A 15,709-nucleotide genomic window follows, 5' to 3' on the forward strand; every position below is an offset into this window, starting at 1 on the left:
TATGGATAAATTCCAGCAGTTTTATACCCATATACAAAAACATCCATTTAGTTTGGTAAAACATCTTATTGGTTTAAGCATCAAAAAAAATGAGCTACCACAAGATATTTCGCTGCAATTAAGTAAGTATAGATATACACCGCAGTCTTTTATAGACGATCGTTCAGGCTTAACGCTACCATTCAAACAATTTAATGAAAAAACACTATATGACATAATTGAAGATATGAATGGAAATGAAGAATTGGCATTTCATTCATTAGTCAATAGTTTCGGTAGCTCTTATCATTTTCCATTAATTGATTTTGGTAAAGTTGACAGAGGAGTTATTGATGCAAATCCTTTACGAGAATTATCAGAGCACTGGCAAATGTCATTTTTCGTCTACAATAGCGGAAGATCTTTCCATGCATATGGTAATAGATTAATAAAATCTTCAGATTGGATTGCATTTATGGGGAGTCTGCTTCTGTTGAATAAGCCAAGCGGTTTCAAATTAATTGATGAAAGGTGGATAGGACATCGTTTGATGGCCGGTTATGGGGCACTTAGATGGACTAATAATAGTTCACACTATAAAAAGAACCCAACATTTGTCGGTTACTTAAGTTCTTCCGGATTAGAATGGATGCAACCAGATAAAATATCTTCTTTGTTACCACAATATTGAATCTGATGGTAACAAAAACTCCATCCTCAGGTTTATGATTGAGTAAAATGATTCTTTTATATTAATAATAGAATCATTTTACCCCTCAAAAAGTTCGACTTTTTTAATAAAAGGAAAGTTGTAATATAAAACAAAAATAAAAATTCTATTAAATTAACCATAAAAAAACATAAACCAACATCATTATAGAGATACAGTATCTTTATTCTTTCTATAAACAGGAAAAAGAGTGGAAGAGCAACCAATAGCTCTTCCATATAAATTAAAAAATAAATTTATTAAGAAAATTTCAGTAATGCTCTTCTATATACCCATACGCTTTCCGGAATAACTCTTTATCTTTCCCTAGTCCAAACTGAGCCAGAGTCAACAAAAGCGCCTTTTGGATTTCACGCGGGCCACTGTTGGAATTTTGCCAGCCATCAAAGCGGGTAGCTTTCACGATTTTATCAATTTGCTCTACAACATCACCGATTAACTTAGGGGTAGTTTCTGGGCGTGTTTCGAGGAAAAGCTTGGTCAAAGCCTGTTTATTATCAGCTTCAGTTACTGGGCGCTCGCCCGTTTCGCGCTCGGCTTGTACGGTATCTTTCGCAGCATCCAACAGGCCTTTCAACCAGTCGATAGCCTTGATAACACCAGCTTCATAGTCCTGACGCAGTTTTTCTAAACGCTCGCCCAAAGCCACAAATTTAGGATCATGGCTACCGCGCAAACGCCCCATAAGATCAATCTCTAAGCGTTTGGCGCGTTGTTCCTGTTCTTTAGCGGTCAGGGTAAAAATGGCGTGCTCATCCATGATCAACTCGTCGATGTCATCGCGAATACGATTGATATCAGTATGCTCATGAATCATTTTGATGGTTTCAGGACCAAGCGCAGCCCAAACAAGCGCACCTGTCTGCCCAACCGGACGCACTGATTCATAAATTTGCGCCAGCCATTTATAGTCCTGACGATAAGGGGTCAAAAAAAGATCTGGGTTGATAGCTGACCATAACTTGGATAACACACCAAAGCTGGCAGCGAATTCATCGCGTTTCTCGTTGGTCGGCAGGCATTCCTGCGCAGCCATAATACCTTCAAAACCTTCTATGGAACGATCCACACCAGGGAAGAAGGCCAGACATTTATTCAGTTGTAACGGCAATAACTCTTTAAATGCTTCAATTCCTTCCACAACCCCTTCAATTTCTTCAGGATTATAGGCCAGAGCGGTACGCAGATTTTCGAAAACACCGAGGTAGTCGATAATTAATCCCATGTCCTTGCGTACATCATCGGTTTCGTACAACCGGTTGGTTCGGCACATGGCCTGAAGAAGAGTATGATCGCGTAGAGGCTTATCGAGGTACATACAGTAGCAAATTGGTGCATCAAAGCCCGTAAGCAGCTTGGCGGTAACGATGATAAGCTGTAACGGATGCACAGGATCTTTAAAGCACTCAATCAGATCCTTCTGTACCTGCTCTTCAGCATCAATGTGCTGCCAGCGTTCGAAATCGGCTTGTTTAACAGGCAGCTCCAATTCGTCATGCCATTTGAGCCAGTCCTTGTTGAGCTTATCTTTTTTACCCCCCTCTTCAGCTTTAACCGGAGCCTGGTCAACGTTCATAACCACTTCAACCGCATCAAAACCAAGCTTTTCCCTAAGCAGGTAATACATCTGTACGCAGGCTTCGCGATCGTATACCACAACCATGCCTTTCATCTTTTTCGGCATAACATGGCTGGTAAAATGCTCAACAATATCATTACTCACCGCAGCCATACGTCTGGGAGATTTCAGCATAATAGCCAGCTTGCCGGCACGTCTGGACAATGCTGCCTTTTCTTCTTCATCCAGGTTGTTTTCGGTAGCCAGTTGCTCGAACTCTTCGTTTATAGCATCACGATCCACTCGGAGTTCAGCCAGCCGAGGTTCGAACTTCACCGGGTTAGTCGCGCCATCCCGGATCGACTGCTTATAGCTATAGCGGCTCATATAGCGACCTGGATCTTCTTCGGCACCGAACAACTTGAATGTATTACGATCAATGCCAGAAATCGGTGTGCCAGTCAGGCCATAGAAGTGGGCGTTGGGCAATGCCCAGCGCATTTTCTCGCCTAACCCACCTTCCTGGGTACGGTGGGCTTCGTCAACCAACACAATGATGTTGTCACGGTTGTTCAGGCCATTGGGATTGCTATCATCAATTTCGATATCTTTAAATTTAAAGATGGTGGTGATCAAAATGCCACGGCTGTCTTGCTCAATGTATTCGCCCAACTTTTTGCAGCTTTGCACTTTAATCAGATTCTTAACGTCGGCCCCACCAAAAGTTTCATTAATTTGGCTGTCCAGATCTCGCCGGTCCACAACGATAAGTACCGTCGGGTTTTTTAACGCATTATCGGCACGCAGCATTTTGGCGGCGTAAAGCATCAACAAGGATTTACCCGACCCCTGGAAATGCCAAATAAGACCTTTTTTTGGATAGCCTCTACGAACACGCTCAACGATTTGTTTTGCTGCTTCAAATTGCGGGTAACGCGGCAGGATTTTAACGCGTTTAGGCGGCGTATTTTTGCCCGTTTTGACGGTTGAAAATAATGCGAAAGATTCCAGTAGCTGCAATAAGGTCTGTGGATTTAACAAACTCTCGCAGCTGTTGAGTACCGATGCTAATCCCGGCAGAATCTCATCACGAAGCTCAGTATTATGCCAGGGCCCCCAGTCTTTAACTCGGGCATTAATTGCGCCATAGGCAAAGGTTTTTCCTTCGCTGGCAAAGCACAGCAAGTTGGGGACAAAGAAAGATTCAACGTTTTTCCAGTAGTACTTTTTGCCACCCATAAAGTCGGCGGCGCCGTCTTGCCAGGTCACGCTAAATAGCTGCGCGGAATAGTAGATCACTGAAAGGGAACTCAGCCCGGATTGTGCGATCTGATCAATCGCCAAACCAACCAAAATCACCAACCGGACTGAGCGATGCCGATCATAGTACCAATACCCCGTGGCGAACGACGCCTGATGCAGAAAGCTATTCATAAAACGCGTGATAAAAATCATGCCCGCAGACTCACGGCCATGCTGATGCTTCATCGGGGTGAACGGGTCAGCGATGTTGCCAGAACTCTCTGTTGTGCCCGTTCATCCGTTGGTCGCTGGATTAACTGGTTTACGCACTCAGGTATTGAAGGCCTGAAATCCTTACCCGCAGGGCGCTCCCGACGCTGGCCTTTTGAACATATCTGCACCCTGTTACGTGAGCTGATAAAGCATTCTCCCGGCGATTTTGGTTATCAACGTTCACGCTGGAGCACCGAATTACTGGCATTAAAAATCAATGAGATAACCGGTTGCCAGTTACATGCAGGAACCGTTCGCCGCTGGTTGCCATCTGCGGGGCTTGTATGGCGCAGGGCCGCGCCAACTCTGCGTATCCGTGACCCACATAAAGATGAAAAGATGGCGGTAATCCACAAAGCGCTGGATGAATGCAGCGCAGAGCATCCGGTATTTTATGAAGATGAAGTGGATATCCACCTTAATCCTAAAATCGGTGCGGACTGGCAGTTGCGCGGACAGCAGAAACGGGTAGTGACGCCGGGGCAGAACGAAAAATACTATCTGGCCGGCGCACTGCACAGTGGCACGGGTAAAGTCAGCTACGTGGGCGGCAACAGCAAAAGTTCAGCGCTGTTTATCGCTCTGCTGAAGCACCTGAAAGCCACTTACCGGCGGGCGAAAACAATCACGCTGATCGTTGATAACTACATTATCCATAAAAGCCGCGAAACACAGCGCTGGTTGAAAGCAAATCCCAAGTTCAGGGTAATTTACCAGCCGGTTTACTCGCCGTGGGTGAATCATGTGGAACAGCTATGGCAGGCACTTCATGACACGATAACCCGTAATCATCAGTGCCGCTCAATGTGGCAGTTACTGAAAAAGGTCCGCCATTTTATGGAAACCGCCAGCCCATTCCCCGGAGGAAAACATGGTCAGGCAAAAGTGTAGCGGTATTAGGCGCAGCTATTTAGGCCGCGTTGCGGTTTTAACTTCGCCCACTACCAACGGTATGCCGTTCACATACAGGACAATATCAAAATAGACTTCAGTGGCCGCGATATAGTGGACCTGCTGTGCCACCACAAAGTGGTTGTTCTCTATGTGCTCAAAATCAATTAGATTGATGGTGATATGGTCGCCATTCTCGCCAAAAGGCAAGGTTTTGTCGGCCATCAACCATTCCTGGAAGTTCTCATTGGCCTTTACCAAACCAGTATGGCGGGCTTCTAAAACCACTCCCCGCAGTTTGTAGATGACCTCATCGGCATAGTCAGGCTGTCTGCCGATATCAGGGTTTAACGAACAAAGCGCGTCTTTTAGCCACTCATCAACGAAGATATCCTGCGCTTGTTTAGGCAGATTTTCTCCGTGGCAGTATGTCCACTTGACCCCGCTTAAACCTTTTAAGCGGTCGATAATTCCATTTTCTGTGACGGTTTGTTCGTTAAACATTATATTTCCCCATCATATCAACAAGCTAGTTTTGATTGCGTTTAAGTTCTCTAATTTGTTAGTTAGCTCACTCTCCAGCCTTAAAAGTAAATTAAGTTGTTTTGATATAGCCAATAACTTTTCTTTATTTTCTATAATATATACTTCACGTCGTTCAATTGATGATGGACTGATATTAGGTTGAGCTCCACCTATAGCATCAATCAACATATTTTTTTGAAAATTCTTATTATTAATAAGGTGATAGACCGTTGGCCTTAAAGACTCACTTTGGGGCCTAACTCTACCAACACGTTGGTTTAAATATGCCTGGGCATCTCCGATGTAAACCCCAGATTTACCGGTAGTAGCTCCAGACATTGCAATTAGAATATCGTTTTTATCAACAATAAATTTCTGGTATTTTAAATTTTCAGTCACCGTTACTGAGTTCTCTAAATGAACAAAACCATCAGTGCTAATATCTGAAATTCGGATTACTGGAATATGACCTTTTCCAAACTCATTACTTTTAAATGCATATCCATTATCGACTGTAAACAGATCTCTGGCCATGCCCCGTCGATATTTCTCGTTTGACTTCGAATAGCCAAAAATATAATTACTCAGTTTTTCGTAAAGCGCTTTAGATGATATGTGAAGCTGTTCTGTTTCACTGATCACATTCTCAATTTGCTTTAACGTTTGAAGAAGCGACTTTTGATTTTCAAACTTGGGGATTGGAAATTCCTGAATAGATAAAGACTTCCACTTGATCGTGGGAGATAAAGACCCCTCAGAAATTGCCACTGCCCGGTTCATAAAAACATCAGACTGCATAAAAAATGGTAAAAATTCAGGTACAATAATACTGGGGTTAGCCTCTAAAACCATTGCATGAGCCGAACAAATACAATCCCACTCCGCAACTGCTACCTTACGCTGATAGGCTCGGCGCTTGCCAAAAATGATCTGGCCTTTCTTCACCAACAGTTTTTGTCCTTCAACGTCGCTCGGTACGCCATGACGTTTTATCTTCAGGCTATCAGGATCTAAGTGCTCCAGGCCGACATAAATTTCAAGATCGGTTTCACTTGGCTCAACACGTTTAGAGATATGTTTCGCGATATCACCAAACTTCACCATCTGCCAGCCTTCAGGTAATTTTTGCTCAGTCATTTACTGCTCCACCTTGCTTTCAACGTTATACCCGAGATCCGCAAGGCTCTTAAATAATTTATTAGTTTGTATTTTCAATTGAGTACGGCTAACTTTCCATGCCTCAATTACATGTTCAATATTATGTACTTCTCCGTTGCTTTGCGCTTGCACATACAGTGGGATCGACAGGTTGTAGAGATTTTCTTTAATAACGTCGATATCCACCAAAGCGGTTATATCGTTTTTTTTCTCCGGATTAAAATAAGCCTCGCATAATACCTCCAAATCCTCATCGGATAGGCGACTATGAGCGCGTTCGCGGGTAACATATTTTACTCCGTTAATAAACAACACTTTATTTTTCCGCTCGTGCGGTTTATTACAGTTAAGGACCACCACGCAAGATTCCATCGGAGAGTTATAAAACAGATTTGGTCCCAAACCAATCACAGCTTCGATGATGTCGGATTCAATCACCTGTTTACGAATGGCTTGCTCAGAATCGCGGAATAGAACACCGTGCGGCCAGAGCATGGCAGCACGACCGGTATCTGGCTTCAGGCTTTTGATAATATGGATGTAAAACGCATAATCAGCGCAACCCTGCGGCGGTACGCCATAGAGATTACGTCCATAAGGATCAGCGGCAAATTTGTCACGGTTCCATTTTTTTATAGAATATGGAGGGTTGGCAAAAATTACATCAAACTGCTTGAGCCGATCATTTTCAATAAACTTAGGTTCAGCCAGAGTATCACCGCGCAGCACATCAAATTCTTCAATATCGTGCAAGAACATATTCATACGGGCGATTGCGGAAGTCAGCAGGTTCACTTCCTGGCCATAAAGGTGCACAGAGCGCCACTCTTCTCCTCTTGCACGAAGATCCATCACTGCATTTAGCAACATCCCGCCAGTACCGCACGTCGGATCATAGGCGGTTTCACCCGGTTTTAATCCCATAATGCGCGTCATTAAATGCACGACTGTTCGGTTGGTGTAGAACTCTGCTGCCGTATGACCGGAATCATCAGCGAACTTTTTAATCAGGTATTCGTAGGCTTCACCAAGATCATCCTGGGCGACCGATTTAATACCCAGCGGAATTTTACTAAAATGTTCAATCAGATCAGCCAGCAGATGATCGGGCAGGCGCTCTTTATTGGTCCACTGCGCATCACCGAAAACACCATGTAAACGCGGGTTATTGGCTTCAATTAGTCGAAGCGCATTCTGGATCTCTTCACCAATGTTTTTACTGGTATTTCGGACCTTTTCCCAACTAGCTTCAGCAGGAATGTTGAAACGGTGAAACATCGGCATAGCGGCGTATTCAGCATCACCTTCATGGAGTTCCAGCGCTTCGTTATATTCTTCCAGATAGACATCTGACAAGCGTTTATAGAACAGCAAGGGAAAGACATACTGCTTATAGTCTGATGCGTCAATTTGGCCACGAAGAAATTCAGCGGCTCCCCAGAGCAGCTCTTCCAGCTTTTTGTTACTCATAGTACTCATACCTCGAACCCTTCTTTGATAAGCAGGGCTTCCAGCTCCTCTTCTGCTTTTTCCAGCTCAACCAACTTCCGTTGAAAATCTTTGAGCGCCTCTTCCACAGTGATGGTTTCTTCTTCGAGTGGCTTTTGCACATAACGAGCAATATTTAGATTGAAGTCATTTTCTTCAATCTCCTTCAGAGGTACCCAGCGTGCAACGCCTTCTATTTCTTTTGCGTCTGGCCCCTGTTGCACCTGGTCATGGTAGATTTGGTATATGTCATCAGCCTGTTTGTTGGACAGCGTATTCTGCGCACGCCCCTTGGTATAGATTTCTTCAGCATTGATGATCAATACATGATCTTTATGCGTTGTCGGACGTGATTTGCGCAGCACTAAAATACACGCAGGAATACCAGTGCCGTAGAATAGATTGGAAGCGACACTAATAATCGCCACAATGCGATTTTCTTGCAGCAATTTAGTTCGAATAACTCCCTCAGCTCCGCCACGAAATAGCACACCATGAGGTAATACGACAGCCATACGTCCATTGTCGTTAAGTGAAGCAAACATATGCTGCACCCAGGCAAAATCACCATTTGTTTTGGGCGCCAGACCATATTGCTTACGGCCATAGGGATCGTTCGACCACAGATCGTATCCCCATTCCTTTAAGCTAAATGGTGGGTTAGCAACAACGCAGTCGAATGTTTCTAAACGATCGTTTTGTAAAAACTTAGGTTCCCGTAATGTATCACCCCGAACAATATCGAAATCTTCCTGCCCATGCAGGAACAAGTTCATACGCGCAATAGCTTCCGTCGTCAGGTTTTTTTCCTGACCCTTTATTTTTAGCAAGCGCGGATCGCCACCGTTTTCTTTAACATGATGAATAGTCTCAAGCAGCATACCACCAGTACCACAGGCAGGATCGTAGACACTCTCACCAGCTTTTGGATCAAGAATGTTAACCATCAAGCGAACGATAGTGCGTGGGGTATAGAACTCACCGGCTTTCTTGTTAGCTTTGTCTGCAAAGCGTTTGATCAGATACTCGTATGCGCGCCCCATATCATCGTCACGGACACTAGAAACGCCAAGGTTCACCTTATTGAAGTGATTAAGTAACGTAGCCAGCAACTCATCAGAAAGGCGTTCTTTATTGGTCCAGCTGGCATCCCCAAAAATGCCATGTAGTTTAGGGTTTGCCAGTTCTATACCACGGAAGGAGTCTTTCAATGCCTGGCCAATGTCTTTAGTCTCAGCAAAAACATCACGCCAGTGGCAATTTTCAGGTACCTCAATACGGTGAAACATCTTCCCCTTGGCAAGCTCTGCATCCTCAACGCTCTCCATCGCATCGGCAAATTCTTCGTCATATACATCACAAACGCGCTTGAAAAACAGGATAGGGAAAATGTACGTTTTGTAATCTGATGCATCGATAGGCCCGGTGATAATATGGGCAGCATGCCAAAGATGGGCTTCGAGATCTTTTAGGTTAATCAGTGTCATTTATTTTTCTCTGTACGATTCTGCGAAGCAGGAACCTTTTGCAGTAAATCGTGTATTTCACAGTCAAAAAGCACGCAAAGCCTTTCTAATGTATCCAGGTCAACCTTCTGAGCCGTCTCTTTGTAAAGCAAAGTGATAGTGTTGCGACTCAGGCCAGTTTCCCTGACAACATCGGCTATTCGCATCTTATGTTCGCCCATGAGCCGAGCAAGATGGCAACGGATCATAATGGTCCTTATCGTTGTGCTTAACGATGCAAATCGTATCCCAAAATGCGAAAAAAACAAAAAAAAATCAAGCTGAAATGAAATTACAGCAGTTGGGAAAACATTGAACGTATGGACAGGAAGACATGTATGATCAACACGTTTCAGTTCAGGACACATCTCGGGCATAAATACACGACATGTGTTCCAGTGAGATCATATGCCAATTAGCGATATTTTGGTCTGCAGGAACTTATAACAAATCATAGCTATCGTTTTTTGTCTTTTGGGTAATCAAATGGACTAACTCCCTTCTCCCTATTCGCATCCAGAAAATCAGCCCACCACTGCAGCATCAACCTGCGTTCTCCCAGATGTTCCGCCTTATGGATGTAAGCAGCCCGAACAGAGCTACGCTCCTGATGGCTCATCTGCCTTTCCACCGCATCTCTCGACCACAAACCCGATTCAATCAATGAGCTACAAGCCATCGTCCTGAAGCCATGTCCACAAACTTCCGTTTTCGTGTCATAGCCCATCACTCTCAGCGCCTTGTTTACCGTGTTCTCACTCATCGGCTTACGTGGATCGTGATCGCCTACGAAAATCAGCTCACGATTTCCGCTCATGCTTTTGATCTTTTCAAGAATAGCCAGAGCTTGTCGCGACAAGGGAACAAGATGCGGCGTCTTCATCTTTGAACCACGCTGAGAATGTTTAACTCCTTCCAGCAGTTCGCGCTCACCTGGAATCGTCCACATGGCCGTTTCAAAATCGACTTCTGACCAGCGGGCAAAACGCAGTTCGCTTGAGCGGATAAAGACTAACAAGGTAAGTTCGACAGCCAGTCGGGTTAACGGTCTTCCAGAATAGTGATCGATACGGTGAAGCAATTCAGGTATACGATTGAGTTCCAGAGCAGCACGATGTTGTCTTTTCGCCGTAGCAACCGCACCAGCAATCTCTTGAGCGGGGTTGTAGTCGATTAACCCACTCTGTACAGCAAAGCGCATAATCGCGGTAGTACGCTGCTGCAAACGAGCAGCGACTTCGAGACGCCCAGACGACTCCACCGCTTTGATGGGGACAAGCAGATCCCGAGTCTTCAGATCAGCAATGTTCCGCTTACCGATAGCAGCAAAGAGATTATCTTCGAGGCTTTTCAATACACGAGCGCTATGCGATGCAGACCACTTCTGATTGCTGGCGTGCCACTCTCTGGCTACCACTTCAAACGTTATCGCTTCCTGCTCTTGTTCTACCTTAACAGCTTTCTTGTTCTCACTGGGATCGACACCATAAGCTAACAACTTACGGGCCTCATCCCGACGAGCCCTGGCATCCGCCAGCGAAACCTCGGGGTATTTCCCCAGCGCCAGCATCTTCTCTTTATCGCCAAAGCGATAACGAAGCCGCCAGTATTTTGAGCCGTTCGGGTGAACCAGCAAAACCATGCCGTCGCCGTCAGTCAGTTTATAGGCTTTTGCTTCAGGCTTAGCCGAACGAACCTTCACATCACTCAGAGCCATGATGAGTATCCTTTCAAGGGTTCTGTGTGGGTACAAACATTATCGAACCGCGATATACCCGCAGTTGTACCCGCATCAGTAAGTTGATGTAGATTGAATCAGGTTGACTTAGGTTGAGTGAAAAAGCGAGGAAAGCCTTGCGGATACTGGATTTCAGGCACAAAAAAAGACGTCCGTTGACGCCTATTGATGTTCCGATGGTGCGTCACTCGGAACCTAACCTGGACAAAGAGCCATAAAAATCTTTTTTTGCTTTTAACTGTTCGCACTGTTCACCTCGACAATTTACCAATAAAAATCATTAAGTTAAGTGATGATGAGTTGGTGAAGAGTGAACAGTCGACTCTTCACCTTTGTAATTTGTGCGCGCTCAGGATGCACCGTGTCATGCGACGAGGGAGGGGTAAAAAGTTTTTTTTGGTTTTACTGTTCACACTGTTCACCTCTGTATTTTTATCATAAATATCATAATGATACAGGGTGAATATACGGTGAAGGGTGAACAGTGGATTGTTCACCTTGAGGCAATGGTCAGAAAGAAAAAGACCGGCTGTTGCCGGTCTGAGGTGGGTTATGTTGCTGCGGGTTAGTCGCACTTTGGCAGCCAGTCGCCGTTGCTGTCCTCCCTGAGCGTCAGGTTAGTCTGCGTCCCCTGTTTGGTGTGTCGCTTCTCGTAATTCAGGCCGTATTCTTTCAGCATCATCGGCAGCCCCAGCCCGAATGCTTTCAGGCTCAGCACGTGCCTGTAACCGTTGGCCTCCATATAGACCAGATAGGCGTGATAGAGGTAGTTTCGTGGCTGGCGCGGGATGATATTGGCATTCCCCATAAACATACCGTTTGTCTGCGGCAGCGCTTCCAGATAGCCGCAAAAATCAAATGTCGGGTCAGCGTCGCGCTTGATGCTGAGCGCCTCGCCGGAGTTCTGCTGGGACTGGAGCAGTGCGCGGGCGCTCATCGGGTCGCTGAACTGCTGCATAAGCTGGCGCACAATGACGGCCAGCTCGAACGCGATTTTATCGCAGAGTTGCGGGTCGCGCTCATCGGGTGCGATTTGCTCCGGGAAATGAAGAATTACCCTGCGCCGTGACACACCGCCGCTGCGGTCGGTGAAGCGCATCGGGTTGTTATTCACGGCCAGAATCACCGCCGGAATATGTGTTGAGTATGGGTTCTGGTATTTCGGATCAACAGATACCGCATCGCCGCCGGTAATGGCCTTAAGCCCTGCGCCGTCACCGCTCCATTTCTCCTGGTCAGGCAGACGAATCAGCGAGAAGCCAATCAGGGAGGCACGTTTGCGCGGATCTTCCAGCGTTTCAATGTCGGCGGACGTTGCATTATCCTTACCGGCGAGCAGGGTCGCGATTTCGGCGAGGATACTTTTCCCACTGCCGCCCGGTCCGGTCACTTCGAGGAATAGCTGCCAGTCGTAGCGGTTCGCCAGCACCATAAACAGCGCGGCGAGAATGACGTCGCGTTTATCTGCACGGCCACCGGCAGCGCGGTCGAGCCAGCGCCAGAAATTCGGCGCATGGGTTTCCAGCGTTTCGCCCTCCACTGGCGGGGTAAAATCCACGTCGCACAGGGTGCGCAGCCAGTGCGATTTGCTGTGTGGGCTGAATATCCCGCTTTGGGTATCCAGCACCCCGTTACGAAAACCAATCAGACGGCGCGCCGGGGCGGCCTGCTGGGGAATTATCAGTTTCAGGGTGTCCACCACCGAGGCGATTCTGCCTGACGAGAACGGGGCGCGCAGGCGCTGGAACAGCCCTGCCACGTCGCGTGCAAAATCGGAGGGCGGTATCACTTTCCAGATGCCGTTTTCGTAGCGGGAAAGGAGCTGGCCGTTAGCGTCCACGGCCAGCGATTCGCCGTAATGCTCATGCACCCGCATCGCCTTTTCGCTGGCACTCATGGCGGTAAATTCCGCCTCGCTCATGGTGTCGAACGGGCTTTGTGTGGCTGGCTGGACGGCACCATAGACAGCTTTGCGTGTGGCGTCCTCACCCTGCTGCATAAACGCATCATTCCAGTCACCAAATACCGGCGGCAGGGCAACAACGCCCTCACAAGCCAGTGCAGCCGCTGCGGCTTTGGTCTGGCCGTTCCCGCTGAGGTCGCGGTCGGCGGCGAGGACAATCTGACAGCCCGGGTGCTTTTGTCGGGTAAGGCTCGCCAGAGAAAGAAGGTTCACGGACGACAGCGCCACCATGACGGTTTCGCCAGTCAGGTGATGCACGGTGAGTGCTGTTGCATAGCCCTCTGCTATCCACAGGCGTTTTCCTGCCTGTTTCTGCCCTTCGATGATATGGCATGCCCCTTTCACCGCGCCGCCTTTCAGGGTGCGTTTGAGACCCTCAGCATTGATAAGCTGAAGATTAACCAGCGCGCCGGAATGGTCATGCAGCGGAACAACCAAATCCCCGGCACTGTACGTCACACCGCCGGTTTTATGTGTGGCCGTCAGCATCACACATTCACTATCGGGGAAGCCCTTGCGGGTCAGGTAGGCATTGCCGGCAGCCGTGCGGGTCTTCTCCATGAGTTTTACGGCCATCGAGGCCGCCGCTTTGCGCTCAGCATCGTTTTCCGCCTCTGCGGCGGCAATCACCTCCGGGACAACCGGCGGCAGGTTGCCGGTCAGGGCATTCACCTTTCCGGCAGCCTCTGCGGCCGATACGCCGAACACCTTCTCAACCAGTTTCAGGCCATCACCCGCACCGCACTGGTTACAGAACCACGTGCCGCGCCCCTCTTTGTCATCGAAGCGGAAGCGGTCAGAACCCCCACACACCGGGCAGGCCTGATGACGGTTTTTAATCACTTTCACACCCAGCGCCGGGAGAATGCGCGGCCAGTGGCCGCACGCCTGTTTTACGGTTTCCGTTACGTTCATTTTCATTGTTATTTTCTCCCTCAGTGCAGTACAGGCGATGTGATATGGCGGGCGCAGAGTTCATCCATCATGGCGAGCCCCAGAAAGGACAGTGACGGGGCGGTCTTAAGCGGCCCGGCTTCCATCAAATCTTCCAGCAGTGCGCAGGCAATCTGACGGCCTTTCTCCTCGCCGTGCTGGCGCAGGTAGAAGCCCTCCAGCTCGGCGGCAATGGCGCTTTCCAGCGCCTCTAGGGTGAGATGGGGATAGCGGCGCTGACGTTCGCACACAATCAGCCAGGCACAGGCCACAGCGCGGCGATACAGGGCGGCACGGAGTACGGGCGGTAATGGCTTTTTCATACGTTGCCCTCCCCGGTCAGCCAGCGCTGATTGCACTGCTCGACCACGCCATCGAGCTGGGCGGTCATGAGGTAAATCACGGAGGTGAGCTGCGACTGCTGCGCCGGGTCGCGGCGAACGGTGGCGCAGTCCTGCTCCTGCATCAGGGCGTTAACGAAGTGGCCGACGTTGCGCAGATGCTCCAGGCATTCGAGTTCCTGAATGGTGATGGTGGTGTGTTTCATACGCGCACCTCCGCAACCGGCAGACGGCCAGCAAACGAGAGGACGTAATCGCGAACGAGGGAAAGGCGTGCAGTATGTTCATCACCGGCGATGGTGCGGAGCATACAGATACGGGGCTTACGGTCTGCGCGACGGACGGCGGCAAACACAAAGACAAACTGCGGGTGAGACGGAGTGAGGGTCGTAGCCATAAGGCAACCTCCTTCGAGTAGCAAATTATTGCTATCGCCGGAGTTTCCACGCTCAGTGGCGATAGCCCAGACGGGGGTGGAAATACCGGCCTCGAAGAATACCGGCCAGCCCGAGGGCTGCCCCGCCTGAGCTACCATTGACATGACAGCATGATATGCGATTGCGGACAGGAGACACAAAGTGACGTCTGCACGACGATCCGCACACCACGCCATTATCTGGCGCTCTGTGGCGTTAGTTGCGACACAAAAAAAGACGCATGGCGCGTCTGGTGTCGCCTTCGAGTTGCTCGGGTTTCCACGCCCGGCTGCCGATTTTGCGACAGCAAGAAAACTGTACCAGGAAACATACAACGGATGCAAGCCAGAAAAAGGGGCTTTTTGCTGAGCGGCCATCATCATGCGTCATAGCCCCGGTTGCGTTTAGCAATGCGATCTGCCATCCATGCGCTGATTTCAGACTGCGCCCACGCCACGTTTTTACCCCCGAGCGAGATTTGCTTCGGAAAAGCCTCCCGGCTGATGAGGTCGTAAATGGTGGAGCGTGAAAGTCCGCACAGGTGGATCACTTCAGGCAGACGGATAAAGCGCTCCTGAAAAGCATCAGAGACCGGCATCAGCGGGGCGGCAGGGGCAGAAGACGGGGAAGAAAAAGCGGTGTGCATCGGGCTACCTCACAAAGTCCATACAGTGCCGGTCGTGTCTGTCCGGCTTCAGGTAGCTCCTTATTATGGTTATATTTTTCCTCAGGTCATGTGAGATTTTCATGAAAACTAACATTGACTTTACGCTTATGACGGCAATGGTAATCCTTGGCAATCGTTGACAATTATTGATAACAAAATGGCAAACCGCTGATTACTATTATTCATATATTTTTATTTTTTAATTGCCAAAAGGTCTAAAGGACTGATTAGCCGAAAAAATGAAGGGTGAACAGTGGTGAACAGACGGTGAACAGTCAGACCCCCAACTGTTCACCTCTTAA

The 15,709-nt window shown here is 48.0% G+C and carries 12 protein-coding genes and 2 pseudogenes; 2 read left to right on the forward strand and 12 right to left on the reverse strand.

From position 1 onward, the window contains the following. Position 1: 1 nt before the first annotated feature. The gene (locus HV302_RS21300) at positions 2 to 670 is read left to right on the forward strand and encodes a primase 1D-like protein (RefSeq protein WP_050489808.1); all 669 of its coding nucleotides are present in this window, start codon (positions 2 to 4) and stop codon (positions 668 to 670) included. Positions 671 to 959: 289 nt separating this feature from the next. On the opposite strand, the pseudogene HV302_RS21305 reads toward HV302_RS21300, so the two are convergent. Continuing rightward, positions 960 to 3,539 (reverse strand): annotated as a pseudogene (locus HV302_RS21305) (type I restriction endonuclease subunit R); the annotation flags it as partial. Between the two features lie 102 nt (positions 3,540 to 3,641). Here HV302_RS21305 and HV302_RS21310 point away from each other — a divergent pair. Next, positions 3,642 to 4,673 (forward strand): IS630-like element ISEc33 family transposase, encoded by a 1,032-nt coding sequence (locus tag HV302_RS21310; protein WP_191212329.1) that lies wholly within the window; start codon positions 3,642 to 3,644, stop codon positions 4,671 to 4,673. 21 nt (positions 4,674 to 4,694) lie between these two features. Here the strand turns inward: HV302_RS21310 and HV302_RS21315 are convergent. The 11 genes and pseudogenes from HV302_RS21315 to HV302_RS21365 all read right to left on the reverse strand — a co-directional run. Further along, positions 4,695 to 5,177, reverse strand: a pseudogene (locus HV302_RS21315) (type I restriction endonuclease); the annotation flags it as partial. Positions 5,178 to 5,189: 12 nt separating this feature from the next. Beyond that, positions 5,190 to 6,335 carry a restriction endonuclease subunit S gene (locus HV302_RS21320; RefSeq protein WP_181626550.1) on the reverse strand — a complete coding sequence of 382 codons (1,146 nt, stop codon included), beginning with the start codon at positions 6,333 to 6,335 and terminating at the stop codon, positions 5,190 to 5,192. Next, a complete protein-coding gene (locus HV302_RS21325) occupies positions 6,336 to 7,826 on the reverse strand; it encodes a type I restriction-modification system subunit M (protein ID WP_220131619.1) in 1,491 nt (496 codons plus the stop codon). Positions 7,827 to 7,831: 5 nt separating this feature from the next. After that, positions 7,832 to 9,331 (reverse strand): type I restriction-modification system subunit M, encoded by a 1,500-nt coding sequence (locus HV302_RS21330; RefSeq protein WP_181626552.1) that lies wholly within the window; start codon positions 9,329 to 9,331, stop codon positions 7,832 to 7,834. Further along, complete coding sequence (locus HV302_RS28660) at positions 9,328 to 9,726, reverse strand: helix-turn-helix domain-containing protein (protein ID WP_442780439.1); 399 nt, start codon at positions 9,724 to 9,726, stop codon at positions 9,328 to 9,330. Before HV302_RS28660 ends, HV302_RS21330 begins: the two co-directional genes overlap by 4 nt. 80 nt (positions 9,727 to 9,806) lie before the next feature. After that, positions 9,807 to 11,066: a tyrosine-type recombinase/integrase gene (locus HV302_RS21340; protein ID WP_181626553.1), complete on the reverse strand. Its 1,260-nt coding sequence runs from the start codon at positions 11,064 to 11,066 to the stop codon at positions 9,807 to 9,809. Between the two features lie 586 nt (positions 11,067 to 11,652). Beyond that, positions 11,653 to 13,971 (reverse strand): primase-helicase zinc-binding domain-containing protein, encoded by a 2,319-nt coding sequence (locus tag HV302_RS21345; protein WP_181626554.1) that lies wholly within the window; start codon positions 13,969 to 13,971, stop codon positions 11,653 to 11,655. A 14-nt stretch (positions 13,972 to 13,985) separates the two neighbouring features. After that, positions 13,986 to 14,306: a DUF5375 domain-containing protein gene (locus HV302_RS21350; RefSeq protein WP_137441526.1), complete on the reverse strand. Its 321-nt coding sequence runs from the start codon at positions 14,304 to 14,306 to the stop codon at positions 13,986 to 13,988. Continuing rightward, a complete protein-coding gene (locus HV302_RS21355) occupies positions 14,303 to 14,530 on the reverse strand; it encodes a hypothetical protein (protein ID WP_137441525.1) in 228 nt (75 codons plus the stop codon). The genes HV302_RS21350 and HV302_RS21355 overlap by 4 nt, the downstream gene beginning before the upstream one ends. Continuing rightward, on the reverse strand, positions 14,527 to 15,123 hold the full coding sequence (locus tag HV302_RS21360; protein WP_137441524.1) for a host cell division inhibitor Icd-like protein: 597 nt from the start codon (positions 15,121 to 15,123) through the stop codon (positions 14,527 to 14,529). The genes HV302_RS21355 and HV302_RS21360 overlap by 4 nt, the downstream gene beginning before the upstream one ends. Beyond that, on the reverse strand, positions 15,120 to 15,386 hold the full coding sequence (locus HV302_RS21365) for a helix-turn-helix transcriptional regulator (RefSeq protein WP_137441523.1): 267 nt from the start codon (positions 15,384 to 15,386) through the stop codon (positions 15,120 to 15,122). Before HV302_RS21365 ends, HV302_RS21360 begins: the two co-directional genes overlap by 4 nt. Between the last annotated feature and the right edge of the window lie 323 nt (positions 15,387 to 15,709).

The organism is Citrobacter sp. RHBSTW-00859 (assembly GCF_013729795.1).
Taxonomy (GTDB): domain Bacteria; phylum Pseudomonadota; class Gammaproteobacteria; order Enterobacterales; family Enterobacteriaceae; genus Citrobacter; species Citrobacter braakii.

Bases quoted from the DNA above. Each gene is read 5' to 3' on its own strand.
- HV302_RS21355 (WP_137441525.1), bottom strand. From the start codon at position 14,530: ATGAAACACACCACCATCACCATTCAGGAACTCGAATGCCTGGAGCAT.
- HV302_RS21350 (WP_137441526.1), bottom strand. From the start codon at position 14,306: ATGAAAAAGCCATTACCGCCCGTACTCCGTGCCGCCCTGTATCGCCGC.
- HV302_RS21325 (WP_220131619.1), bottom strand. From the start codon at position 7,826: ATGAGTAACAAAAAGCTGGAAGAGCTGCTCTGGGGAGCCGCTGAATTT.
- HV302_RS21300 (WP_050489808.1), top strand. From the start codon at position 2: ATGGATAAATTCCAGCAGTTTTATACCCATATACAAAAACATCCATTT.
- HV302_RS21320 (WP_181626550.1), bottom strand. From the start codon at position 6,335: ATGACTGAGCAAAAATTACCTGAAGGCTGGCAGATGGTGAAGTTTGGT.
- HV302_RS21340 (WP_181626553.1), bottom strand. From the start codon at position 11,066: ATGGCTCTGAGTGATGTGAAGGTTCGTTCGGCTAAGCCTGAAGCAAAA.
- HV302_RS21330 (WP_181626552.1), bottom strand. From the start codon at position 9,331: ATGACACTGATTAACCTAAAAGATCTCGAAGCCCATCTTTGGCATGCT.
- HV302_RS21365 (WP_137441523.1), bottom strand. From the start codon at position 15,386: ATGCACACCGCTTTTTCTTCCCCGTCTTCTGCCCCTGCCGCCCCGCTG.
- HV302_RS21345 (WP_181626554.1), bottom strand. From the start codon at position 13,971: ATGAAAATGAACGTAACGGAAACCGTAAAACAGGCGTGCGGCCACTGG.
- HV302_RS28660 (WP_442780439.1), bottom strand. From the start codon at position 9,726: ATGCCCGAGATGTGTCCTGAACTGAAACGTGTTGATCATACATGTCTT.
- HV302_RS21360 (WP_137441524.1), bottom strand. From the start codon at position 15,123: ATGATGATGGCCGCTCAGCAAAAAGCCCCTTTTTCTGGCTTGCATCCG.
- HV302_RS21310 (WP_191212329.1), top strand. From the start codon at position 3,642: ATGCCGATCATAGTACCAATACCCCGTGGCGAACGACGCCTGATGCAG.